A 21,807-nucleotide genomic window follows, 5' to 3' on the forward strand; every position below is an offset into this window, starting at 1 on the left:
GATCACCTATTCGCAGGTCACAATCACGTCGGCCGCATAGGTGCCGGACTGAAAGACGCCGCTCGACTTGGTTGCAGTCAAGTCGACACTGAGATCGGTCAACCCCGACACCAGCGGCGTCATGGTGGTACCAGGCACATTGAGCGCCGTCGTCGCGCCGCTAGCGCTATAGATCGAGGCAAACGTCACGTGGCTGTTTCCAGTGGGAGGCGCAGAAGAGAAGGAAGCCGGGGCCGACGTGGAAACGGAATAGCCAACACCGGAGGCCAGGATTGAAACCTGCCCCGCCATTCCACCAGATTGGGTCGAGCTCAGGATGGTGTAATCGGGACTGATGGCCAGCGTTCCCGCCCTATCGACGGTGATCGCACAGGTCGACATCACTTCTCCGCGAAAGGGGACGATGCCGCTTGCCGAATATGCAAAGGAAGGAACCAACGCCAGGATGGCGCCGATCATAAGGGGCTTACGCATGGACTACTCCTACTCGATGCGATGATCGCCCCGTGACATCACACTACCACAAAGCAGTATCTTGAGTAGAAAAATATAACTTAAGGTTGTAAAATACCAATCGTATGGTTAATGAATTCAAAAGTCAGCAATACAACATTTATGGCCCTGCTCAAGAAACAGAACAGGGCCTGATGCGATCCCTACAGGATCAATCGCATTACTAAATTATTCGGCAGCGCGCGAAATGTTGCGGCCGGCGTTCTGCGTGGCATCCACGGCATTAGCCGTGTCCCGCCCGACACCACGGATCGTATTGGCACAGCCGGCGATCAGAGCCCCGACGACAATCACCGCGGCAAGGCGCGAAAGAACGGAAACCTTCATTTCAATCTCCCTCACAAAAGCCCCAAACAGCCGATAGAAACCGGGGCAACAACATTCAGAACGCGCGACGGGAAAAAAAGTTCTCACGCATATCTGTTTTTTACGCAAGCGCACCCGGAAACGATACCGACGTTCCAAAACGGCTCGGACCACGACCCATCATCCCACAATGAAATTTCGATGAAACCGCTCAAGGGCCTATCCCTTCCCATCGGCAGGCAACACGTTTCGTGCAAGACAACCCGCTTGCGGCTTCTGTCATCAAGGCTTAATCGCTTTTTTGGAAAACTCCCGTCCGGATCGGTTGAGATTCGTCCGGCAGCGGGGGTGGCGCAGTGAAAGTGGAGGGGATGGAATTGGACACGGTGTCAGGCGCCTCGCCTGCTGAACACCCTCCCCGCCGTCTGTCCTGCATCTTTCAGGAACTTGCTGACCGCGCCGGTGAAAAGGTCACGGTTGCCGAAATCAGACAGGCGCTCGGCGACCGGAGCTTTGCCGCACTTCTCGTCTTTTTCGCGTCGCTGAACCTGCTTCCCTTTCCTCCCGGCAGCACAATCGTCCTTGGCCCCCCGATCGTCATCATCGCCATGCAGATGGTGCTGGGCAACAAGACGGTCTGGCTTCCCCGCTTCATTCTCAGCAAGTCCATCGGTGCGGACAAGTTCCGGCACATGAGCCAGAAGGTCATCCCGCGCCTTGTCTGGCTGGAACAGTTCATCAAGCCCCGCTATTGGCCTTTCGGCCGTAGTCAGGCCGACCGTATCATCGGCGTAATAGAACTGGTGCTGGCCATCGCTGTCACCTTGCCGATTCCGCTCGGCAACTGGTTTCCGGCATTCTCATGTGTCTTGATCGGCCTTGCACTATCAGAGCGTGACGGCATCCTTCTGAGCTTCGGGATATTCTGCGGCACCCTGTCGCTTCTGGTGATTGCTGCGGTGGTCGGCGCGGCCGGAGCCCTCGCGGGTTTTCTCATCCACTGACCGCGCTCAGCATGTTCGGCCGCACCGATTGACGCCAGCGCCCGGCCTCGATCCAGGGATCGCGCGCCGCCAGCCTCTGCTCCATATCCTCCATGTGGAAAGCGTTGGCAGCCTCGATTTGCGGCAACTCCTCCCACGAAACAGGCGTCGCGACAGGTCCGCCTGCCCGCGCACGTATCGAATAAGGCGCAATCGCCGTGGCGGATCGCTCATTGCGCAGCCAGTCGATGAAGATGCGCCCCGTCCGCTTGGCCTTGGAGGCTTCCGCGACGAAACGCTTCGGCTCGGCCTTTGCCAACGCGTCTGCGAACCCCTTGGCAAAGGTTTTCACGGCGGGCCACTCCGTGCGCGCCTCCATAGTCACGACGACATGCATCCCCTTTCCACCGGTCAGCAACGGCAAGGACTTCAAACCAGCCGCTTCAAGCCTGTCACGCACGTCAAATGCGGCAGCGCGCACATCGGCGAAATCGAGCTCTTCGTCGGGATCCAGGTCGAAGACGAGCCGATCCGGCTTCTCAAGCTTGTCTATCCGTGATCCCCATATGTGGAATTCGAGCGACCCCATCTGCACGGCGGCAATCAGGCCAGCCAGGTCTTCGATATGAAGATAATCCTCCCGCCCGCCATCCTTCTCCTCGATTTCCATGCGTTTGATCGCTCCGGGAAATCCCTTCGCGCCATGACGCTGGAAAAAGCACTGCCCTTCAACACCGTCGGGACAGCGCAACAGACTGATCAGACGCTTTTTTACGAAGGGCAACATACGGTCTGAGACACGTTGAAAATGCCGCGCTACATCGAGCTTCGTCAGCCCGGCCTCAGCAAACATCGGCTTTTGCGGGCTGGAAAGTGCAATACCGGCGATCTCGATGTGCTCGTCCTTGCTCAAAAGCCTTCTCCAGCTTCGCCCCTAGGGTGTTCAAGCAGAATGATCGAGCGTCGGGCGCGCCTCCAAAAGAACACGGTTCCCTAAGGCCGACCAGATTTGCACAACATCTCGAACGCGGCACGAATATGCTCTGCCGCCGCTTGCACAGGTGCCGACGCCTCAGGCGCAACAATCATACCGATATGGTAGTTCCCCATTTCCGGCAGACCATCTTCAACACCGAGTTCCACCAGATCGTCGCGCAAAAAGGATTTCGGCAGCGGCGCGATGGCGAGATCGGAAAGGATGGCGGATCGCTGTCCTGTCGCATGTGCGCTCATATAAGCTATACGATAATCACGCCCATCCCGCTCCATGGCCTTGAGCGCGCCGGCGCGCCAGGCGCATCCCTCTTCCCAGATGGAAAGTGGCAAGGGCTCGCGCAGATGGGCGCCACCGCCCTTTGCACCCGCCCACACGATCGGTTCTGTAAAGATGACCTGCACATTGGTCTCGTCCATACCGTCGGTGCAGGTGAGAAGGGTGAGATCGAGCTGCCGGTTGGCCATGCGCTTGCGCAGATTGGAACTCTGGTCGATGACCACGTCGACCGCGATGGAAGGATGGGTCTGGGCAAAGCGTCGTAAGACTGCTGGAAGAATGCGTTCTCCGAAATCGTCAGGCGATCCTAATCGCACAACGCCGCTGATATCCGGCATCACGAACTTCGAAACGGCCTCCCGGTTAAGCGCCAGAAGCCGCCGCGCATAATCGAGCAATAACTCTCCGTCGGCCGTCAACGAAACCGAGCGCGCATCGCGCTCGAACACCGAACAGCCCAGGAGCTCCTCCAGCTTCTTGATCTGCATGGAAACAGCAGAAGGCGTGCGGAAGACGGCATTCGCCGCGGCAGTAAAACTGCCAGTTTCGGCAATGGCCACAAAGGTGCGCAAAACATCGAGTTCCAGCAGGGGTAAGGGGTGGTTGAGCGGAGCGTTCATATCTGGTAAATTCAGTTTTTCTGATCGGAACGATGATTTTATTTAGTTTGATTGAATAACAGATCTTTCTCATAGTCAAGGGCATTCAATACCGAACGAGGCTGAGATAACGCACAGGAGGTCAAAATGACTGTGTTGAGCCGTTTCAATGAATATGTCCGCAACTATCGCAATGCCATGAGCCGCCGCCGCACCCAGCGTGTGATCGGCACCCTGCCCCCCGAAATCTTGAAGGACATCGGCTGGCCGAGTCAGTTCGGTGCCAACCATTATGCCTCCCGCGTGGACGGACAGGAGCATCGCGGCATTTCCCGCTTCTGAAATTCGGAGCAGGAGATACGGATGACAGAGCTTCTGAAATCTATCTGGTTCAAATCCGGCAGGCCCAAACCCATCAGGCCCAAACCCATCAGGCTTGAGCCTGTCTGGACGGCCCTGCGTGACTTCGTCATCGAATTCGATGCGATGATGCACCACGCCACGCATGGCCGCCCTTTAACCGACAGAAATGAGAACCGGCGCCGCAAGCGATAATGCCGGCGCCGGCCTCTCCGGCGATTTCGACCTGTACGCAAAAATGATTATCTACATCCGGGCGCCAGGGAATAGTATGGCACTTCGGTCGGTGGGGCATGTACGGCCTGCAAACGGCAACAGCCGAAGCGGGTGGAGAAATGCCATGGCCACTCCGATCGATTTGAAACCCGGTTCTGACCGCGAACTCGTCCTCGCCCGCATATTGGACGCTCCACGCAATAATGTTTTTCGCGCCTGGACGGACCCCGAGATTCTTCCCCGGTGGTTTGCACCGATCCCATGGTCGACCCCGAGGGCTGAACTGGACGTGCGCCCTGGTGGCGCGAGCCTTATCGTCATGGCCGACCCCGACGGAAAGGAATATCCCAACGCGGGCGTTTATTTGGAAGTGATCGAAAACCGCAGGATCGTCACGACGGATGCCTATGTGTCGGCTTGGGAGCCATCCGACAAACCTTTCATGACCCTCGTCCTGACGCTTGAGGACTCGGACGAAGGCCGGACACGTTATATTGCAAGGGTTCTGCACTGGAGCGTGGAGGACCGGAACATGCACCGAAAGATGGGCTTTTACGAAGGATGGGGGCAATGCGCCGAACAGCTGGAGAGCGTTGCCTCAGCTCTGTAAAATCTACGGATCGCGCCAGATCCAGGAGCGGTCCTGCCACATCTTCTCACCGATCAGGCAATCATAGGCTTCCGCCTGCGCGAGAATGATCGGCGGTTTGCCCGTTCCGGCATCCGCCAGTTCCAGCACCAGTTTGCGGCGGATCGCTTCGGGAAACTGGGGCCAATCATTGACCGGGATCATGAAAGCGCCCGGCCCGCCGATGACGCAATTGCGATAATAGATGTCGAGATCAGGGACATCGAACCCGCCTCCCGACCCTCCGCTCGTCATGAGGGGCAGGCCATTGACGGTAATTCCCTTTTCAATCAGCGCATCGCGCGCGCCCACAACCGGCGCTCCCTGATTGTTCGGCCCGTCGCCAGAGACATCCACCACACGGCGCAGGCCGCGAAAACCGCTCTCGGCAAACAGGTCGCCTGCAAACTGCAACGCACCCGAAATGGAGGTTCGGCGCGCGCTCGCAGGCACGCTGGCCGATAGCCTGTCTGCCATCCGGCGCGCATCCTCCGCAGAAGCGATGACGGTCCACGGCACCACGACATACTGGGAGAAAGACCCCGCCCACTCGAAATAGGTGACGGCAATCTTGCCATATGCCCCGTTCAGGATCGCGTTGACGACATCCTTGTGAACCAGCGCTTCCGCATAACCGCGGCGCTGTATCTCCAGTTCCCCTGCGGACATGGAAAGCGAAACATCGACGGCAAGGACGAGTTCCACATCCACCGCCTCCTGCGCCTTTGCCACCGCGCCGGAAAAAACGAGGCTGCAAAACAAAGCCCCCGCGGCAACAGCGCCACGCCCCGGAATGCGCGATATTGCGATGAACCCGGACATGCCTGAACTATACCCCAAGCGAAATGCCCGCAAAACAGGCTTCGGCCGGATGTGCGATTAACTTCTTGTGATCGCCGATCCTGTAGAAAGAAGCACGTCAAGCTTGCGAATGGACTGGGGGCGAGGATCATGGCGGACACAGCGCGCGAAGAAGCGGCACATAAAGGCACGATTCTGTTCAGCCCCGCTTTTGTCCTTGCTGTCGTGGCGCTTGTGCTGGCTGCAATTCTCCTTCTCCCGGTGAATGTGCCCATCGGGTCCATGTATTGGGACCTCTTCATCTATTTCGATGCAGCCAACCGGCTTTTTTCCGGCCAGATACCTGCAACCGATTTCTTCGCGCCCGTCGGCCCGCTTGGCTATTATCTCTTTGCCGGAGGGCTGAAGCTCTTTGCGAAAGCGCAGCCCCTGCTTCTCGTTCACTGGTCTCTGTTCGTCATCACCGCTCCCTTGATGGCGCTCGGCCTCGCGGAAATCAGCCGCACATCGCGAAAAACGGCGTTCGCGATCCTCGTTCCCTTCCTGATTTTCGCAGTGCTACCCTTCAACACGCGCGAGTTCTTTCCTTTTCCCGGATCCGACGGCTTCGGCATCTACAACCGGCAGGTCTGCCAGCTTCTCTATGCGCTGACCGTCTCGCTGATCTATCTGCGCAGCCAGCGACTGCTATTTATCGCCATCCTCGCAGGTATGACGGCGTTGTTCCTCACCAAGATCACAGGCTTTGCAGCCGGCGGGCTCTTGTGCCTTTTTGCTTTTCTCGCCGGGCGCGTCACCTTCAAGACAGCGCTTGCGACTGCAATCGGCTTCCTTCTGGTCCTCTGCCTCCTTCAGCTTTGGAACGGCTTCGCACTGAATTACATCGGCGATATCCTCGCCCTTGTCGCACTCAATGAAGACAGCCTCGCTCCCCGCTTCCTGCAGGCGGCATCGCTCACCTTCGGTATCGTGCTTCCGGCGACCGCGCTCATCCTGTTCCTCCTCTATGAAGACCGCACTGCGCTGATCCGGGACTTGCGCGCACTGGGCGGACTTCGACCGGCAGCGGTCGCCCGGTTCCTCGACCGCGATGCATTCTGGATCGGTGCGGTCCTCACCATCGGTATCTTCTTCGAAACCCAGAATACCGGAAGCCAGGCGCTCATCTTCCTGTGGCCGGCCATCCTTCCGGCGCTCATCAGCCTGTGGAAAGAACATGGACCAGACAGGGTGTTCGCAACGGCTGCCCTGCTTGCTGCCGCCGCGGCCCTGCCCCCTGTCGTCAACACCGCAGAGCGGGCTGCACGCACCTATGTGGGCGCGGTCAAGAATGTTGCGCTGCCTTCCCGGAACCTGAAAACGCTCGGTCGCGTCAACATGCGTCCTGAAATTCTGGCGCGCGCGCAAAAGATGCTGGATTTCTACGCCGACCACCGTGCCACCTATGCCGATTTCATCCGCATTCAGGAGCTGCCGGCCTATATGTTCTATTCCGAGTTCGACTTTCAGGCTGCGCACCTGATGGCCATCGACCGCGCCATCACCGATATCGAGACGCTGGAGGCCGAAAAGGGCGTCCGCTTCGAAACCATCCTCAACCTGAACTTCGTCAACCCCTTCCCCTGGCTTCTCGACCGGCAGGCGCCCGAACATGTGGCGATTGGCGCCGATCCCACCCGCGCCGTCCCGCAACCCGGCGAGGAAGCGCTCGAAGCGGTGCGCGAAACGGATCTGATCCTGCACCCGACTTGCCCGCTGACGACGGCCAATGCCGATCTTCTGAAGCTCTACGAGCCCGCCATGCGCAACCACAAGCGCGTCGAACTGGACAAGTGCTTTGACGCTTATGTGAGCCCCCGGCTGGCCGATCTAGTCGAGTAATCGGTACATCCGGCAAAGCCGGGCGAACGTCGTTCGACCGCCGCTTACATACTCGAAACAGGAAGATGAAGGTCCCGTCTTGTGCCTGAGGCACAGGTTCATGGGTGACCGAAAAATCCGGATTGCAGAAGACTGCGATGGCCCGGGTTACGCCACTGCCTTCATCCAAGATCAGCATGACGTAAATTACTCATCTCCGTGAGCAAGACCAGCCAAAGCAGCTGACATACCCCCTTTATATTCGGCGGATATGGGACTTCCAGATCGTCACGCCAGTAAAGGGCAAGAGATGGACTTAACAGCAATTTTCATGATCGTCGGTTTTTCGCTGGCGGCCTATTCCATTGTCGCCAATGACGCTATCCAGACGCTCGGCACATTCCTGTCGTCGAACGCACATCGGCCCTGGTGGGTATTGTGGCTCTTCGCCTGCAGCATCCTCGCAATCGTGCTGATCTATGGCTGGGTCAGCTCTGGCGGAGATCCGGCCTACGGACGGCTGGACAAGTTCCCGATGCCCGATGGCGGCATCTCGTTGATGTATCTGATCCCGCCCTTCATCATCCTGATCCTGACGCATTTCGGTGTACCCGTATCGACCACCTTTCTGGTGCTGTCGGTCTTTGCCATCGGATCGGGAGCATCGCAAAACATCGGCGACATGCTGATCAAGTCGGGACTGGGCTACGCCGTCGCGTTCATCGCCTCGATTGTCCTTTATTACACGGTGTTTCGCCGCACCACCGAGTATTTCGACAAGACCTATGGCGAACCGATCCCCGCCTATTGGACGGCGCTGCAATGGTGTTCGACCGGGTTTCTCTGGAGCCAATGGCTCATACAGGACCTTGCCAATATTTTCGCCTACCTGCCCCGCCAGCTCACCGCCTGGGAGCTGGGGCTGGCATTGGTCTGGCTGTTTGCGCTGCATGCCTGGATATTCAAGAACAACGGCGGCGCGATACAGAAGATCGTGACAACCAAGACCGGAACCGTCGATATTCGCGCGGCAACGATAATCGACTTCATGTACGGGATCATTCTGTTCGTCTTCAAGGAGATGAGCGACATCCCCATGTCCACCACCTGGGTGTTTCTTGGGCTTCTCGCCGGTCGGGAATTCGCGATTTCCTTCCATATGTACAAGCCCTCGGCGCGGGAAACCTCACGCATCGTCGGGCAGGACGCCGCCAAGGCCATGCTCGGGCTGGCGGTCAGCCTGTTGCTTGCCTTCGGTCTGCCCGTGGTATTTGGCCTGCGGTAGAGTATTTGCCGGCGTCGGGTGGGGTCACCCGGCGCCCGCAACGATGCGCAAAGCGGGAGGACAAGGCTCCGCATGCAAAAAAAGGCCGGGACAAGCCCGGCCAATTGTTATGCGAGAGACAAAATTTCCAAGATATTTCAGAGCCTTGAAAAGAGGCTCTGACTCATCTTGTCAAAGCACGAACTACTTCACCTGGCTTTTCACAAAGTCCTTCACGATGGCCACGACACCCCGCCCAAGCAGGTCATCAAGCGAATCCACCAGCTTGTCGACATGTTCGCGCTGCATAATGAGCGGCGGCAGGAGACGCACAACATTGCGGTTGTATTCCGTGAAGGCCACCAGAACATCGTAGTCCCTGAGGAGCAGCGCGCCGACGAAGCCCGACAGCGAACCTTTCAGCTTGTCGTCGAGCATGCCGACCACCGGGCGCATCACAGCCGGAAGCGTCTGCGAGAAATCCTGGAACTCCAGACCCATCATGCAACCGCGCCCGCGCACGTCCTTGATGATGCGCGGATACTTCTCCTTTAGCGCCTGGAGCCGCTGAAGCAGATAGGCGCCGGTGCTCTCGGCGTTTTCCATCAGCCCTTCGTCATAGAGGGTGTTGATGCCCTCAATGGCCGTGGCACAGGCCTCACCGATGCCACCAAACGTTGCCATCGCGTGAATCATCGCCGTTTTCGGAGAACCATAGGCCTTCATGTAGATGTCGCGTTTGGCGATCATCGCAGCCATGGCCGCCTTGCCCGCGCCCAGCGATTTGGCAAGTGCGGTGATATCCGGCACCACATCGTAATGTTCGAAGGCATAGAAGCGGCCCGTACGACCGAAACCGCATTGCACCTCATCGGCAACCCAGATGACGCCATACTGATCGCAGAGCTGGCGCAGCTTCTGCCAGAATTCGCGTGGCGCCTCATTGATGCCGCCGCCGCCCTGAACGGTTTCAAGAACGATGGTCCCGATCTCCGGATCGGTGCGGAATGCTTGCTCGATAGCGTCGATATCGCCAAAAGGCACGCGCACCGTGTTGTCGGTGAGGCGGAACTCGGCACGGTAGAGATTACCGTCCGTGATCGTCAGCACGCCCTTCGTCTTTCCGTGGAAGGAATTTTCGGCATAGACGATCTTCGGACGCTTCGGGCCCGCGGCGCGCTCGGCGAGCTTTACCGCCGATTCCATGGCCTCCGAGCCCGAGGATCCGAGAAACACCATGTCGAGATCGCCCGGCGAGCAGGCGGCAAGGTTGGCCGCCAGTGCCGTTGCATATTGCGACATGAAGGCAATGGCGATTTCCTGCCGCTTCTCGTCCTGGAACGTCTTGCGGGCCTCCAGAATGCGCGGATGATTGTGGCCAAAGGCGAGCGAACCGAAACCACCGAAGAAATCCAGAATCCTGCGGCCGTTCTGATCGATGTAGTACATGCCCTCGGCGCGCTCGATCTTCACCTTGTGGAAGCCGAGCAGCTTCATGAAGTGCAACTGCCCGGGATTGAGGTGCGCCTTGAAGAGCTCCGTCATCTGATCGACGCTAAGCGCCTTCGCCTGATCCAGCGTCAGGAGATCGGGGCGCGCAATGGTGCGCGGGGCGAGTTCCGGTGCATTCGTCACGAGCCTTGCTCCTGTCGTATCGGTCTTGGTCACAACGGTCATGGAAACCTCCCCTACTCAGCCGCGATCTGATGCGCGCCAAGCGACTGCCCGGCCTTCTTGGCGCGGTATTCGTCGTAAGCGGCAATCAGCATGTCTTCATCGCGATACTGCGGCACCCAGCCGAGGTCGCGTTCACCCTTGGAGACGTCGAGAACGCACATCTCATCGGCAATCAAATATTGCTCCGGATCCATGATCGGCATGTTCACGGCATCGAGCAGGTCGAGCGTGCGCTTGACCGCCCATCCCGGTGTCGGCAGCAGGAAGGAGCGCGACCCCGCATGCTTGACGAGATCGCCAAGAAGCTTGCGCACCGGCGGCGGATTGAGCGAACCGAGATTGTAGGCCTCGTTCGGCAAACCTGCTTCATAGGCAAGGCGCGCAGCTTCAGCACAGTCGAAAACCGAGATGAACTGATAAGGGTTCTTGCCCGATCCGATCATGGGAACCGGCAGGTTCATATCGATCAGCTTGAACAGCTTTTCGAGAATACCGAGGCGTCCCGGCCCGATGATCAGACGCGGGCGGAACAGGGAAATGCGCATGCCGCGCTTGCGCCATTCAGCGGCCAGCACTTCCGTATCGAGCTTGGACTGGCCATATTCGCCAAGCGGCGAAACAGGGTGATCTTCCGTCATCGGATAGGTGACCGTGTGGCCGTAGATCATGTCGGTGGTAAAATGGACGAGCTTCGACGCTCCGGCCTTGTCCATGGCCTCGATGATGTTCACCGTGCCGTGGTAATTGACCGGATAGAAGAAGTCGTGCCGCTTGGCGCGCACCTGGATCGGCGACAGCATCTTGGCCGACAGGTTGTAGACCATGTCGTCAGCCTTCATGCCAAGCTTGGCCACGGCAGCCGGGTCGGTCACGTCGCAATGGACGAACGCGACATTGCGGTAATGCGGCAGATCGCTCTTCACGATATCGGCGACGATAACGTCCTTGCCATCCGCGATGAGTTTGAGGGCGAGATGACGGCCGACAAAGCCGTCGCCGCCGAAAATGATGTGTCTCATTGGATGATCGACCTTTCGGACTGGAGTTTTTCGGTAGATAGCGCGGCTTCCTTGTCATGCGTCTCTCGCCCGCTCTGGGCGATCAGCACGGTTCCCACGCAGATGAGCGCAATGCCCCCGATGCGGTAGGCGTTCAGGTCTTCCTTGAAGAGGAAGTAGGCGAATACCGCCACCGCGACATAGGCAAGGCTCAGAAACGGATAGGCGAACGAGAGATCCACCTTGGACAGGACGTAGAGATGTGACGCCATCGAGATGACGAACACGCAAAGTCCCGCAAAAATCCACGGGCTGAAGACGATCTGAAGAATCTTCAAGATCGGATTGACGCCGGCGAAAGTGAGCGGGCCAAGCGTCATCATGCCGTATTTCAGCATGAGCTGCGCAGCCGCGTTCGTCATCACCGTGAAGAGTATGAAGGGAATATATTTCATCTTGTCCCACCCGTGCCCGTCATAACCGCCACGCGCAAACAAAGCGTGAAGCGTTGCGGGAAAATTGCATCCATTGCATGAATTTCCGGCCTGAAGCCGTTGTTTCGACTCTATTCGGCCGCATGTCGGCCTCCCTCGCCAGCAGCATCGAGGCACATCGCCGTCCGCCGCCAGAAATCGGAGAGAAAACTTGGATCGCGCAGTCGCTCCACCTCCCGCCAATGCGGAAAGGAAGCCGCAAAAAGCGCCGCGCCCATGCGCGCATCCTTGTAGGGATTGACCGCACCACCCGCATCGACCGTCATGCGATCGAGCCGTTCGAACAACCGTTCCGTAACATCGCCGGCATTCGAGAAATCGAGCGTCAACGTATAGCCCGGGCGCGGAAAGGACAGGATTCCGGGCGACGCCATCTCTCCGAAACGCTTCAACACTGTCAGGAACGAGGCTTGCCCCGCCTCGCGTGCCGCCGTCAGCATCGCAGGGATGACGGTGCGTGCGGCTTCGAACGGGATGACGCTTTGATGCTGCAAAAGCCCGCGCGGTCCATAAAGACGGTTCCAATGTCCCACCGCATCGAGCGGAAAGAAGTAGCTGCCATAGGAGGAGCGCCGCACGCCTTCGGCACGGCCTTTCGACCATGCAAAAGCACGATTGAACAATGCAAGAGACCAACGGTTGATGAGGTTCACCGGTGGCCTGAAGGGAACCGTCAGGCGGGGCAAGGGTGCTGCCCGGAACGGCGCGCCCTCGCCCGCATGGTTGGCCGTCAGAAGAAAACCGCGCCCTGCCCTTCTGCCGGAAGCAAGCTGATCGATCCACGCAACCGCATATTCATTTTCCGCGTCGGCCGGCTCGGCCAGGTCGAAATATTCATCGAGACCGGAGAAGCCCTGCACCCGCTCGTCCACATCGGCAGCAGCGACTTTCATCAGGCGAATTGTGGCATTGAGGATGAGACCCGTAAGCCCCATTCCGCCAATCGTCGCACGAAATAGCTCGGCATTCTCCGTGGCGCTGCACCGGCTGACCGAGCCATCGGAGCGCAACAGCGTAAGGGACACCACATGGCAACCGAACGTTCCCCGGCGATGATGGTTCTTGCCATGAACATCGTTGGCGATAGCCCCGCCAAGCGTCACGAATTTCGTGCCTGGCACCACGGCGGGAAACCAGCCGCGCGGCGCCACATAAGCGATGAGATCGGACAGCATGAGGCCCGTTTCGGCACTCAGAAGACCGCTGCCGGCATCGAAGGCAAGGATGCGCGACATGGAACGCATGTCGATCAGCGCACCCGCATCGTTCAGACAGGTATCGCCATAGGACCGCCCGTTGCCATAGGGCAAAACGGTCTCGGGAAAGCGCTTGCCTGCACTCAGCGCCTCGACGGCCTCACCTGCCTCAAGGACCCGTGTCCTGCCACGGCGCACCAACCCGAATGCGGAATGATCGGTCATGCCTTCACGTCCCCGCATAGAAGAGAAGAAACGCACCGAAGGCACCGACCAACTGGCTGCGCCAGTCACTGATTATGAAGACGATCGGATCATCATGCATCTCGTCGCGGCGCGCCAGCACCCAGATCCGGATCGTGATGTAAAGCACGATCGGGCAAAGCGGCCAAATAAGCCAGGGCATGGAATAGAGCTCGCGCACAGCGCTGCTCTGGATATAGAGCGCCAGAACCATCGCGGAGGAAAAGGCCGATGCCATACCCGCCTGCGAAATGACTTCCTGATCCTCGATCCGATAGCCGCGCCCGGCAATGCGCTCGCCCGCCTGCAACGAAGTGCCGCGCAGCTCCACATACCGCTTCACCAGCGCCAGCGACAGGAAGAAGAAGACGGAGAAGGCCAGAAGCCAGAAGGAGACGCCGCTGCCCGTAGCCGCGCTGCCTGCCAGGATGCGGACCGTATAGAGACCGGCCAGCATCAGGACATCGAGAAGGAGCATGCGCTTGATGGCAAGCGAATAGGCTGTGGTCGCGACCAGATAGGCGGCAAGGACCATCCCATAAAGCGGCGGCAGCAGAAACGCGATACCGACGCTGATCGCCAGAAGCCCGATCATGGCAACAAAGCCGAACGGAATCGACAGCACACCGCTGGCGAAAGGACGGTTGCGCTTGGTCGGGTGCCGGCGATCCAGCGAAAGGTCGAAGAAATCGTTGAGAATGTAGATCGCCGAAGCCGCCGCCGAAAACGAGATGAAGGCGAGCACGGCCGGAATGAACATATCCGAATTGAAGTATTCGTGGCTCAGGATCATCGGAACGAAGATCAGCGCATTCTTCAGCCATTGGTGCGCGCGCAGCATCTTCACATAGGTGCGCGGGCTCGGCTTGTCGCCTTCGATCAGTTCGCCGCCATTGCGGGCGTGCCAGCGCGCCGCAGCGCCGTCGGGAGCCACCACCAGCGCGGTTCGCGCGGCATCGAACACCGCGATGTCGGCCCGGCTATTGCCCGCATAGTCGAAACCGCCGTCCCCGAAGGCCTCGATCAACGCGTCGCGTTTCACCCTGGACGCCATGTTGCGCCCGGGTTCACTGGAAATCACCGCATCGAAAACGCCCAGATGCCTGGCAATCGCCTCTGCGAACTTTCGCGGCGCCGCCGTGGCAAGAACGATATGGCGCCCTGCTGCGCGATCCTCGGCAAGCTGGTTCAGAAGATTCTGCCGATAGGGTAAGCCGCCCGCGTCAATCTCCACGCGTTCGGCGATCTCGCATTTGAGCCGGGCCTTGCCGCCCAGAAGCCAGAATGGAAGAAGAAAAAGACAAAGAGGCCGCTGCCGCAGAAGAAGAAACAAACTCTCCCACAGCAAGTCGGTCGCAATCAGCGTACCATCCAGATCGACAGCAAGCGGTACTGCAGTGCGTTCTGTCCGCGCGTCCATCAAAGCCCCCTTTCATTCCCACCGTAGAAACGGGCATAGGCGAAATGGACTTCGGAATTCTGAACTCTGGCCTTTCGGCAACCGCCGGAAAGACGAAATCGGCAATCAGGCTTAATAACTGTCTAATACAGCAAATAAAAGGCCGCGTCTGACGCGGCCTTTCCTTGGCGGGACAGGAATATCCCGCAACGGGCAGAAAAATCAGCGAATGCGGCCGGTTCCGCCCGAAATCTCGATCCGCTCGGAACCCGTCAGCACTTCGCGGTCGCCATTCGGCATGGTCACGAAGCAACCGGAGCTGCAGAACTCGACAGTCTCGCCCGGGCCGACAATCAGTTCCGACTGGCTGCCACCTTCCGTAACCACCAGTGTCCGCGGCTCGCTGTCCCGGTTCACGGCGCTGGCCGCAATCGCGGCACCACCAGCCATGAGCAGCGCAGCCGCCGCCAGGATAAATTTTTTCATAGGCTCCATCGGTGTTGCCACCGCCCCTGTTTTCAGCGAGGCCTTTGCCTCTTTTCGCTTGAACTTATAGGGCATTCAACGTGAACGGCAACTGAACGCCCGGTTCAGAAAGTGCTTTTTCAGCCTATTCGGGATCGATCTTGCGACGGCGCCGTTTGCCGGCTTCGGACGGCTGCGGTTCGACGGCATGCTCATTCGCGACCGGCTTTGCCGTTTCCTTCGCGGCCTGAGCGCCCGTGTCGATCTCCAACCTGCCCGACCGCACATGCACATCTTGCTGCGGAAACGGAATTTCGATTCCTTCTTCTGCAAAGGCTTCAAGAATTGCAAAGCGGATGTCGTTCTGAACGGTCACCTGCGTCGTGATGTCGGAGAGGTAGACGCGAACCTCAAAGTCGAGCGAGGACGCGCCGAAACCGGCAAACAGCACGAAGGGCTCCGGGTTCCTGAGAACCATCGGATGGCTTTTCGCGATATCGAGAAGTATCTGGTGAACGCGCCTTGCATCGGAGGCATACCCCACCCCGATGGGTATCTCGACACGCCCGAGTTTGTTTCTGTGTGTCCAGTTTCCGACAGCGGCGTTGATCAGTTCCGAATTCGGAAGAATGACCGTCTGCCGCTGGAAAGTCTCGATCTCGGTTGCCCGAACCGAAATCTTGCGCACCGTGCCGGAAACGCCGCCCGCCACGATCCAGTCACCCGCTTTGAAGGGCCGTTCGGCGAGCAGAATCAGGCCGGAAACGAAGTTCGACACGATATTCTGGAGGCCGAAACCGATACCGAGCGAAAGTGCACCGGCCACCAGCGCCAGGTTGGACAGGTTAATGCCGGCGGCGGAAACGCCGATCAACCCCGCAAGCACAAGCCCCACATAGCCAACGCCCGTGCGGATGGAGTTGCGCACGCCCGAATCCATGCGGCTTCGTGACATGACCGAACCGTCAAGCCACCCCTGGAACCAGCGCGTGAAGAAATAGCCAAGGATGAAGACCAGAATGCCCGTCAGGATACCGATGACCGAAAAGGACAGGGATCCGATCTGGATCGGTCCCGCCATCCGGTAGCCCCACGCCGTCAGGTCGGCCCAGCGAAAGCCCCATTGCAGGAGGATCAGAGGCACGCCCATCACCACCACCAGGACATTGATGAGCATTCCAAGCCCGAGCCCGATCTGGTCAAGCGTGGTGTCATCGAACGCCGAATAGCGTTCGAGCTTGCGCGCAAGCCACGACTTGGCGAAGGCCCCCTCCGTGGTGATCGCGCCGGAAGTGAGGAAACCGATATACATTGTCGCGACGATGGCGCCGGTTACGACAACCTGCTGCGAGATGAACCGTGCAAAGCCGATATAGCCAAGCAACGCCGCCGCGATGATGACCCCACCCATCAAAAACAGCAGATAACGGAATTTCATTGGCCAGTGCCGCGGCCTGCCCTCCACGTCGTTCAGCGGTCTCACGCCGCCGATCAGCATTACGAGGAGGCCCACCACGACGGTCGCGACAAGGCTGGAGGCCACGGTCAGGGACAGCTGGGAGTTCAGCTGCAGATAGACCTGGTCCATGAAATGGTCGAAGCCGGTAACTGCGGCCGTCAGCGTTGCAAGCACCACCAGCCATCGTGCCGCATCCGTACGCACCGGCAACAGGCGCCAGTTTGCCATGCGTGGCGCGAGAATGGCACGTGCCAGCTTGTAGACGAAATAGACAAGGATGATGACGGTGAAGAATGCCCAAAGCAGCGGAGCAATATCGACCCTCAGCAACCGGAAATAATCGAGGAAATAATAGGACGACGCCAGAAACACGGCGAAGGAGGCCGAGGGAACGAGCGTCGAGAACAGGGCCACCGAAAGGCGGCTGAGATAAGTCGGGTTCTCGTCGGCAAGATCGGGTTTGACGAAATCCCCAAACAGGCGGCGTCCGCCGAACTGCAGGCAGAGCGCGGCCAGAACCGCCAGGAAACCCGCCCCCAGAAGAGGCTTCAGCCGGTATTTGACCGTGAAACTGACCCAGGCAGATACTGTCTTGTAGACCTTGCCCAGTTCCTGTGTGAATTCGCCAAGCACGTCTGTGCCAAGGGCTGCGGTGATATCGTAGCGGCGCGAGAGCGTGCGCGCGAACAGATCGCGCCGCATCTGTGCGATCTTGTCGATCACGCCCGATATCCGGACGGAAAGCCGTTCGGCATCCCCGATCAGAACATTGAAGCTCGCCTTCTCATCCAGAAGCCGCGTCCGCTCCGCCGTCACTTCCTCCGGTTCGGCAGGTTCCCCCTCCCCGCGCGGAGCACCGAGCTGTTCGAGCCTTGTGTTGACTTCGGTAAGACGTGGACGGAAGGCAAGGCTAGCATCGAAGAGTTCGCGAGCCAGGCGCTCAAGCTCGACACGAACATCCACCAGCTTGGCGTCATCCGTCACCTGGTCGTTCACCTGAGCGGCGAGCTTGTCCACCTGCTGCTCGACCGAGGTGATAACCTCACGCTGGCTGGCGACCAGGTTCTGAACGTCCTGCGCAAATGCAGAAACGCTCAGAAACAACCCGAGCACAATGGCGAGGAATGCGGAAAACGGAGAAACTGAAATAAAGCGTGTCACGATGTCGGCGGTTTCTGAAAGAAAGGGTCGACTGTAAACCGCCGCGCGGTTCGTCGCCGTGACATTGCCCGAGCGCGGCCCGCACGGCAAGCACTTCCCGCAACCCTCCACATGCCTGTCCGCAATTCAAGTAAAATCGCCCGCAGACACGTCCTCTATCCCCGAAACAACCTCCGTAATAGAGAACGGGCCACCATTGGGGGACGGTGGCCCGTTCTTACCCGGGGTCTTGGTCCGGGACCGGGAGAAACCCGCCGAAACTCGAGGCAGGTTTCCCGGATTTCTGGAAGGTCGCAGATCCTACTGGTTGGATGTGCCCGTTTCGGCGTCGGGAGCAGCCTGGTTCATGCCGCGGCCCTGGCCACCGCCATGCTTTCCGCCACGCCAGTCACCACCCCAGCGGCCGCCTTTCTGGTGCATTTCGCGACCTTCACCACGCATTCCGTGGCCATCGCGGCCGCCGCGCGCATCCGCCATCATCCGGAAACCGCGACGCATCTCGTCCTGCTCGATCTTGCCGTCATTGTTGGCATCCATCAGAGCGAAACGCTTTTTCTGCAACCCTTCGATCTCGGCGATCGTCACCTTGCCGTCGCCATCAACATCCAGACGGCGTGCCGCGTGCCGGGCCTTGCGTTCCAACTCACGCTGCTGGACATGGTCCTGAAGCTCTGCCTCGGAAAGCACGCCGTCGCCATCCTTGTCGGCAGCCTTCAGCTGCTCAAGGCGCATGCTGGAGAACTCCTCGAGCGAAATCGCACCATCGCCATCGCTATCGAGATGAGCCATCCGGCCACCGCCCTTGCCATTCATCTGGCCATTCATCTGGCCGCCCATGGGGCCTTTCATCGGGCCACCCTGTTCCGCCGCAGCCGGCGGAGTGGCGTTTCCAGGTCCGTTCTGGGCAACAGCCGCAGAGCCGGCGATGAGCGTCGCAGCGAGTGCCGAGAGCAGGATCTTGGTCTTCATGTCAGTCTCCTCGTAAAGGGGAGCCGCCTTGGATGAGCGGCAGGGAATGAACGGAGAATGACAGGATCAACATTACGGCAATCTTGCCGGGAAATTACATTTTTGTAAGCAAGCGAGACGTGCCGCAACAAGGGGCAAACGCTGCGAAGCATCTCGCAATCGCAGGATCATTCATCGTCGACGTCCGAATGAATGTGCGGAATTCTAGCGAACGAAAGAGACGAACTCCTCCAGCGCCGCCCGCTCGCTGCGCAGTGCATTTTCGGGCTTGCTCGTATCCTCATGCCCGAGCGCCATGCCGCAAACCACGATCTCTTCATCGGGAATGTTCAATAACGGCCTGATTTCACGATGATAAGGCGCAAAGGCGGCCTGCGGACACGTGTGAAGATCACGCGCCCGGGCGGCAATCATCACCGATTGAACGAACATGCCGAGATCGAGCCACGAACCGACATTGAGACGGCGGTCGATGGTAAAGATCAGGCCGACAGGCGCATCGAAGAAAGTGAAGTTGCGGTCATGTTGCGCGCGCATGCGCTCCACCTCCCGCCGCCCGATTCCAAGAAGCGTATAAAGGGCGTAACCAACGGCGCGGCGACGCGCGAGATATGGCTCAAAGAACTTGTCAGGATAGTATTTGTATTCGTCCCACTCGATCTTCTCCGGCCGCACCCCACTGGCGAGAATGGCTTGCGAAAGCGCTTCCTTGCGCTCTCCTGAAACCACATAGACCTTCCACGGCTGCATGTTCGTACCGGAGGGAGCCCGCGCTGCAACCTGCATGATCTCGCCGATGGTCTCGTCATCCACCGGGTCCGGCAAAAAGGCGCGCACGGACCGGCGAGAGGTGAGAGCCTCGTCCACCGCTTCCCTATTCATTGCGCCACCATTCCCCTTCCGGGCCAGCATGGCTGTTCCTTTCGCTCGATCCACAGGATGAAACGGCCTGCAATATTGCCACACCGGGCTTGTTGCAAGCGGCAGTTTGCAAGGAAATCACCTATCCGCGCTTCGCTAATAAGGAGGAATGAAGCGAAAAAATGGTTTCAGCAAATGGTCGTATACCCGGCTGGCAATAGCAGCTACCGCCTCTCCGGCTCCTTTGATAGAACCCACACTCAAGAAGTTTCCGACGCCAAAACCGTCGCCTCCCGGCAATATTTGACGGATCATATTTGCAAGAGTGTCCCATGCCCCAGCCTTCAGCACGCATTTCCCATATCGTTCCCTCCGGCAAGAATGGCTGGGAGGTTCATTTCGCAGCGCTTGCGCGCAAGGAAGCCGGCGACAAGATCATCATGTTATCGGTCGGCGATCATGATTTTGATACGCCGGAGGGAACCGTCGAGGCCTGTGTGGAGGCCGTACGTGCGGGTTATCACCACTACACCCAGCTGCCCGGCCTTCCCCGCCTGCGTGAAGGCTTCGCGAAATTATCTCAGGAATGCACGGGCGTGGAAACGAGCGCCGACGAAGTCCTCGTCACCATTGGTGGTCAGGGCGCCTTGTATGCGGCCTTCCAAGGCATTCTCGATCCGGGTTCGCATGCGGTGATCGTCTCTCCCTATTATGCGACCTACCCCGGAACGGTTCGCGCTGCCGGCGGACGCTACACCGAAATCGAAACCTATGCAGAAAACGGTTTCGAGCCGCGGCTCGAAGAGATCGAAGCGGCCCTCGAACCCGACACACGCGCCATCCTCATCAACTCGCCGAACAATCCCACGGGCGCGATCTACTCGCGCAGCACCATGGAGCAGATCGCGGAAATCTGCCGTCAGCGCGATCTGTGGCTTCTCTCAGACGAGGTTTATTGGACCATCCGTGCCGACGTGGACCATGTTTCGCCCCGCTCCCTGCCCGGCATGAAGGATCGTACGCTGGTCATCAACTCCCTGTCGAAAAGCCACGGCATGACCGGTTGGCGCATAGGATGGTTGACGGGACCTGCCGAAATGATCGCGGTCATGACAAACCTGAACCTGGTCGCCACCTACGGCATCCCCGATTTCGTGTCGCGTGCGGCCATCGCAGCCGTGGAAAACGGCTTTGGCGTGAAGGAAATTGCAGAACGCTATAAAAGGCGCAGAGACGCATTCCTCGATGCTATACACGGCATGAACGGCGTCATCGTCCGTGGCTCACAAGGCGGTATGTATGTGATGCTCGACATCCGCGCGGTGGAGGAAGACAGCGAAAAATTCGCCTGGGACCTTCTGGCAGCCGAGAATGTTGCCGTAATGCCGGGCGCAAGTTTCGGCGAAGCGGCCAACGGTCATATCCGCATCTCGCTTTGCCAGGAAGAAGAGGTACTGCGTGAGGCAGCTCAACGCATACGCAGGTTCGCAGGCGAAAAATTGGCCACCCGCTGAAGCCACCAGCCCCCCGAATCGGCAACTCCAGGACCACAGGAATTGGAATCGGGTCGTTCCCGCTTTTCTCGCTGAGAAGGAGAAACGATCCGATCCTCAATTCAATCGCTTTTATGCTCGGGAAGACCCTGGCGTTTGCTTTCAGCCAACTCCTCGAGTTCCTTCTCGCTCATAGTGTTAAACATCTCCAGCGACGCGCCTTTCAGCTTTGACTTTGCGCGTTCCCCGCGTTTTGCGGCGAGTGCTGTTCCCGCTGCTTTTTGCTGGGCTTTCGACCTTGCGGGCATTTGTACCTCCTGCTTCTTCCGTCTTTGCTGTAAGAAAAAGCGTGGAGATGCTGTCAGGTTCCAGAAGAAGCAGGTCCTGCGGCCTGCTTCCGCCGATACCGAGCCTGATCCAGCCTGGATCGGGCGCAAACCGGTCGCCATATTTGTGTTGCAGGCGTTCGAGTTCGGAAATGACCGCGGCAAGACCGCGTGCCCGCGCATAATGCAGCGGCCCACCCCGGAAGGGAGCGAATCCCAATCCCGACACGACGGCTATGTCGAGAACTTCCTCTTCCGCCACC

General features: G+C 58.9%; 22 protein-coding genes. 7 read left to right on the forward strand and 15 right to left on the reverse strand.

All coding sequences use genetic code 11. The features are described 5' to 3' along the window. Positions 1–6: 6 nt before the first annotated feature. Both NA8A_RS04555 and NA8A_RS04560 read right to left on the reverse strand, forming a co-directional pair. Positions 7–474 (reverse strand): hypothetical protein, encoded by a 468-nt coding sequence (locus NA8A_RS04555; RefSeq protein ID WP_074896511.1) that lies wholly within the window; start codon positions 472–474, stop codon positions 7–9. Positions 475–681: 207 nt separating this feature from the next. Further along, positions 682–840: an entericidin domain-containing protein gene (locus NA8A_RS04560; RefSeq protein ID WP_009756179.1), complete on the reverse strand. Its 159-nt coding sequence runs from the start codon at positions 838–840 to the stop codon at positions 682–684. Between the two features lie 350 nt (positions 841–1,190). Here NA8A_RS04560 and NA8A_RS04565 point away from each other — a divergent pair, with 350 nt between their 5' ends. Next, positions 1,191–1,823: an exopolysaccharide biosynthesis protein gene (locus tag NA8A_RS04565; protein ID WP_009756180.1), complete on the forward strand. Its 633-nt coding sequence runs from the start codon at positions 1,191–1,193 to the stop codon at positions 1,821–1,823. Here the strand turns inward: NA8A_RS04565 and ligD are convergent. Both ligD and NA8A_RS04575 read right to left on the reverse strand, forming a co-directional pair. After that, positions 1,813–2,715 carry a non-homologous end-joining DNA ligase gene (gene ligD, locus NA8A_RS04570; RefSeq protein ID WP_009756181.1) on the reverse strand — a complete coding sequence of 301 codons (903 nt, stop codon included), beginning with the start codon at positions 2,713–2,715 and terminating at the stop codon, positions 1,813–1,815. The two genes, NA8A_RS04565 and ligD, sit on opposite strands and share 11 nt — an antisense overlap. An 80-nt stretch (positions 2,716–2,795) precedes the next feature. After that, the gene (locus NA8A_RS04575; RefSeq protein ID WP_009756182.1) at positions 2,796–3,695 is read right to left on the reverse strand and encodes a LysR substrate-binding domain-containing protein; all 900 of its coding nucleotides are present in this window, start codon (positions 3,693–3,695) and stop codon (positions 2,796–2,798) included. A 126-nt stretch (positions 3,696–3,821) separates the two neighbouring features. Here NA8A_RS04575 and NA8A_RS04580 point away from each other — a divergent pair, with 126 nt between their 5' ends. From NA8A_RS04580 to NA8A_RS04590, 3 genes are all read left to right on the forward strand, one after another. Then, positions 3,822–4,016, forward strand: a complete 195-nt coding sequence (locus NA8A_RS04580) for a hypothetical protein (protein WP_009756183.1) — start codon at positions 3,822–3,824, stop codon at positions 4,014–4,016. Between the two features lie 21 nt (positions 4,017–4,037). Further along, the gene (locus NA8A_RS04585) at positions 4,038–4,229 is read left to right on the forward strand and encodes a hypothetical protein (protein WP_009756184.1); all 192 of its coding nucleotides are present in this window, start codon (positions 4,038–4,040) and stop codon (positions 4,227–4,229) included. 145 nt (positions 4,230–4,374) lie between these two features. Then, complete coding sequence (locus tag NA8A_RS04590) at positions 4,375–4,860, forward strand: SRPBCC family protein (RefSeq protein WP_009756185.1); 486 nt, start codon at positions 4,375–4,377, stop codon at positions 4,858–4,860. Positions 4,861–4,863: 3 nt separating this feature from the next. On the opposite strand, the gene NA8A_RS04595 is transcribed toward NA8A_RS04590, so the two are convergent. Beyond that, positions 4,864–5,700 carry a DUF1194 domain-containing protein gene (locus NA8A_RS04595; protein ID WP_009756186.1) on the reverse strand — a complete coding sequence of 279 codons (837 nt, stop codon included), beginning with the start codon at positions 5,698–5,700 and terminating at the stop codon, positions 4,864–4,866. A 129-nt stretch (positions 5,701–5,829) separates the two neighbouring features. Between NA8A_RS04595 and NA8A_RS04600 the strand changes: the two genes are divergently transcribed. Beyond that, positions 5,830–7,560, forward strand: coding sequence for a hypothetical protein (locus NA8A_RS04600; protein WP_009756187.1), 1,731 nt, complete (start codon positions 5,830–5,832; stop codon positions 7,558–7,560). Positions 7,561–7,849: 289 nt separating this feature from the next. Beyond that, positions 7,850–8,824 (forward strand): hypothetical protein, encoded by a 975-nt coding sequence (locus tag NA8A_RS04605; RefSeq protein ID WP_009756188.1) that lies wholly within the window; start codon positions 7,850–7,852, stop codon positions 8,822–8,824. 183 nt (positions 8,825–9,007) lie between these two features. Here NA8A_RS04605 and NA8A_RS04610 read toward each other — a convergent pair whose 3' ends face one another. The 9 genes from NA8A_RS04610 to NA8A_RS04650 form a co-directional block, all read right to left on the reverse strand. Then, entirely contained in the window at positions 9,008–10,480 is a 1,473-nt protein-coding gene (locus tag NA8A_RS04610; protein ID WP_009756189.1) for an aspartate aminotransferase family protein, read from the reverse strand. Between the two features lie 11 nt (positions 10,481–10,491). Next, positions 10,492–11,499, reverse strand: coding sequence for an NAD-dependent epimerase/dehydratase family protein (locus NA8A_RS04615; RefSeq protein ID WP_009756190.1), 1,008 nt, complete (start codon positions 11,497–11,499; stop codon positions 10,492–10,494). Then, on the reverse strand, positions 11,496–11,933 hold the full coding sequence (locus NA8A_RS04620; RefSeq protein WP_009756191.1) for an EamA family transporter: 438 nt from the start codon (positions 11,931–11,933) through the stop codon (positions 11,496–11,498). The genes NA8A_RS04615 and NA8A_RS04620 overlap by 4 nt, the downstream gene beginning before the upstream one ends. Before the next feature lie 110 nt (positions 11,934–12,043). After that, positions 12,044–13,393 (reverse strand): FAD-binding oxidoreductase, encoded by a 1,350-nt coding sequence (locus NA8A_RS04625; RefSeq protein WP_009756192.1) that lies wholly within the window; start codon positions 13,391–13,393, stop codon positions 12,044–12,046. A 4-nt stretch (positions 13,394–13,397) separates the two neighbouring features. Beyond that, positions 13,398–14,831, reverse strand: coding sequence for a UbiA family prenyltransferase (locus NA8A_RS04630; protein ID WP_009756193.1), 1,434 nt, complete (start codon positions 14,829–14,831; stop codon positions 13,398–13,400). A gap of 201 nt (positions 14,832–15,032) precedes the next feature. Further along, positions 15,033–15,296, reverse strand: coding sequence for a hypothetical protein (locus NA8A_RS04635; RefSeq protein ID WP_040671723.1), 264 nt, complete (start codon positions 15,294–15,296; stop codon positions 15,033–15,035). A 124-nt stretch (positions 15,297–15,420) separates the two neighbouring features. Then, a complete protein-coding gene (locus tag NA8A_RS04640) occupies positions 15,421–17,895 on the reverse strand; it encodes a mechanosensitive ion channel family protein (RefSeq protein WP_240532733.1) in 2,475 nt (824 codons plus the stop codon). A gap of 300 nt (positions 17,896–18,195) precedes the next feature. After that, positions 18,196–18,864 carry an EF-hand domain-containing protein gene (locus tag NA8A_RS04645; protein ID WP_009756196.1) on the reverse strand — a complete coding sequence of 223 codons (669 nt, stop codon included), beginning with the start codon at positions 18,862–18,864 and terminating at the stop codon, positions 18,196–18,198. A gap of 204 nt (positions 18,865–19,068) precedes the next feature. After that, entirely contained in the window at positions 19,069–19,746 is a 678-nt protein-coding gene (locus NA8A_RS04650; protein WP_240532734.1) for a nitroreductase, read from the reverse strand. Positions 19,747–20,057: 311 nt separating this feature from the next. Here NA8A_RS04650 and NA8A_RS04655 point away from each other — a divergent pair, with 311 nt between their 5' ends. Further along, positions 20,058–21,239, forward strand: a complete 1,182-nt coding sequence (locus NA8A_RS04655; protein ID WP_009756198.1) for a pyridoxal phosphate-dependent aminotransferase — start codon at positions 20,058–20,060, stop codon at positions 21,237–21,239. Positions 21,240–21,340: 101 nt separating this feature from the next. Here NA8A_RS04655 and NA8A_RS24610 read toward each other — a convergent pair whose 3' ends face one another. Further along, the gene (locus tag NA8A_RS24610; RefSeq protein ID WP_074896509.1) at positions 21,341–21,526 is read right to left on the reverse strand and encodes a DUF3008 family protein; all 186 of its coding nucleotides are present in this window, start codon (positions 21,524–21,526) and stop codon (positions 21,341–21,343) included. Between the last annotated feature and the right edge of the window lie 281 nt (positions 21,527–21,807).

This window comes from Nitratireductor indicus C115, from assembly GCF_000300515.1.
GTDB classification, from domain to species: domain Bacteria; phylum Pseudomonadota; class Alphaproteobacteria; order Rhizobiales; family Rhizobiaceae; genus Nitratireductor; species Nitratireductor indicus.

Bases quoted from the DNA above. Each gene is read 5' to 3' on its own strand.
- NA8A_RS04600 (WP_009756187.1), top strand. From the start codon at position 5,830: ATGGCGGACACAGCGCGCGAAGAAGCGGCACATAAAGGCACGATTCTG.
- NA8A_RS24610 (WP_074896509.1), bottom strand. From the start codon at position 21,526: ATGCCCGCAAGGTCGAAAGCCCAGCAAAAAGCAGCGGGAACAGCACTC.
- NA8A_RS04650 (WP_240532734.1), bottom strand. From the start codon at position 19,746: ATGAATAGGGAAGCGGTGGACGAGGCTCTCACCTCTCGCCGGTCCGTG.
- NA8A_RS04560 (WP_009756179.1), bottom strand. From the start codon at position 840: ATGAAGGTTTCCGTTCTTTCGCGCCTTGCCGCGGTGATTGTCGTCGGG.
- NA8A_RS04590 (WP_009756185.1), top strand. From the start codon at position 4,375: ATGGCCACTCCGATCGATTTGAAACCCGGTTCTGACCGCGAACTCGTC.
- NA8A_RS04610 (WP_009756189.1), bottom strand. From the start codon at position 10,480: ATGACCGTTGTGACCAAGACCGATACGACAGGAGCAAGGCTCGTGACG.
- NA8A_RS04625 (WP_009756192.1), bottom strand. From the start codon at position 13,393: ATGACCGATCATTCCGCATTCGGGTTGGTGCGCCGTGGCAGGACACGG.
- NA8A_RS04595 (WP_009756186.1), bottom strand. From the start codon at position 5,700: ATGTCCGGGTTCATCGCAATATCGCGCATTCCGGGGCGTGGCGCTGTT.
- NA8A_RS04635 (WP_040671723.1), bottom strand. From the start codon at position 15,296: ATGAAAAAATTTATCCTGGCGGCGGCTGCGCTGCTCATGGCTGGTGGT.
- NA8A_RS04555 (WP_074896511.1), bottom strand. From the start codon at position 474: ATGCGTAAGCCCCTTATGATCGGCGCCATCCTGGCGTTGGTTCCTTCC.
- NA8A_RS04575 (WP_009756182.1), bottom strand. From the start codon at position 3,695: ATGAACGCTCCGCTCAACCACCCCTTACCCCTGCTGGAACTCGATGTT.
- NA8A_RS04620 (WP_009756191.1), bottom strand. From the start codon at position 11,933: ATGAAATATATTCCCTTCATACTCTTCACGGTGATGACGAACGCGGCT.
- NA8A_RS04580 (WP_009756183.1), top strand. From the start codon at position 3,822: ATGACTGTGTTGAGCCGTTTCAATGAATATGTCCGCAACTATCGCAAT.
- NA8A_RS04615 (WP_009756190.1), bottom strand. From the start codon at position 11,499: ATGAGACACATCATTTTCGGCGGCGACGGCTTTGTCGGCCGTCATCTC.
- NA8A_RS04585 (WP_009756184.1), top strand. From the start codon at position 4,038: ATGACAGAGCTTCTGAAATCTATCTGGTTCAAATCCGGCAGGCCCAAA.
- NA8A_RS04645 (WP_009756196.1), bottom strand. From the start codon at position 18,864: ATGAAGACCAAGATCCTGCTCTCGGCACTCGCTGCGACGCTCATCGCC.
- NA8A_RS04605 (WP_009756188.1), top strand. From the start codon at position 7,850: ATGGACTTAACAGCAATTTTCATGATCGTCGGTTTTTCGCTGGCGGCC.
- NA8A_RS04655 (WP_009756198.1), top strand. From the start codon at position 20,058: ATGCCCCAGCCTTCAGCACGCATTTCCCATATCGTTCCCTCCGGCAAG.
- NA8A_RS04565 (WP_009756180.1), top strand. From the start codon at position 1,191: ATGGAATTGGACACGGTGTCAGGCGCCTCGCCTGCTGAACACCCTCCC.
- NA8A_RS04630 (WP_009756193.1), bottom strand. From the start codon at position 14,831: ATGGACGCGCGGACAGAACGCACTGCAGTACCGCTTGCTGTCGATCTG.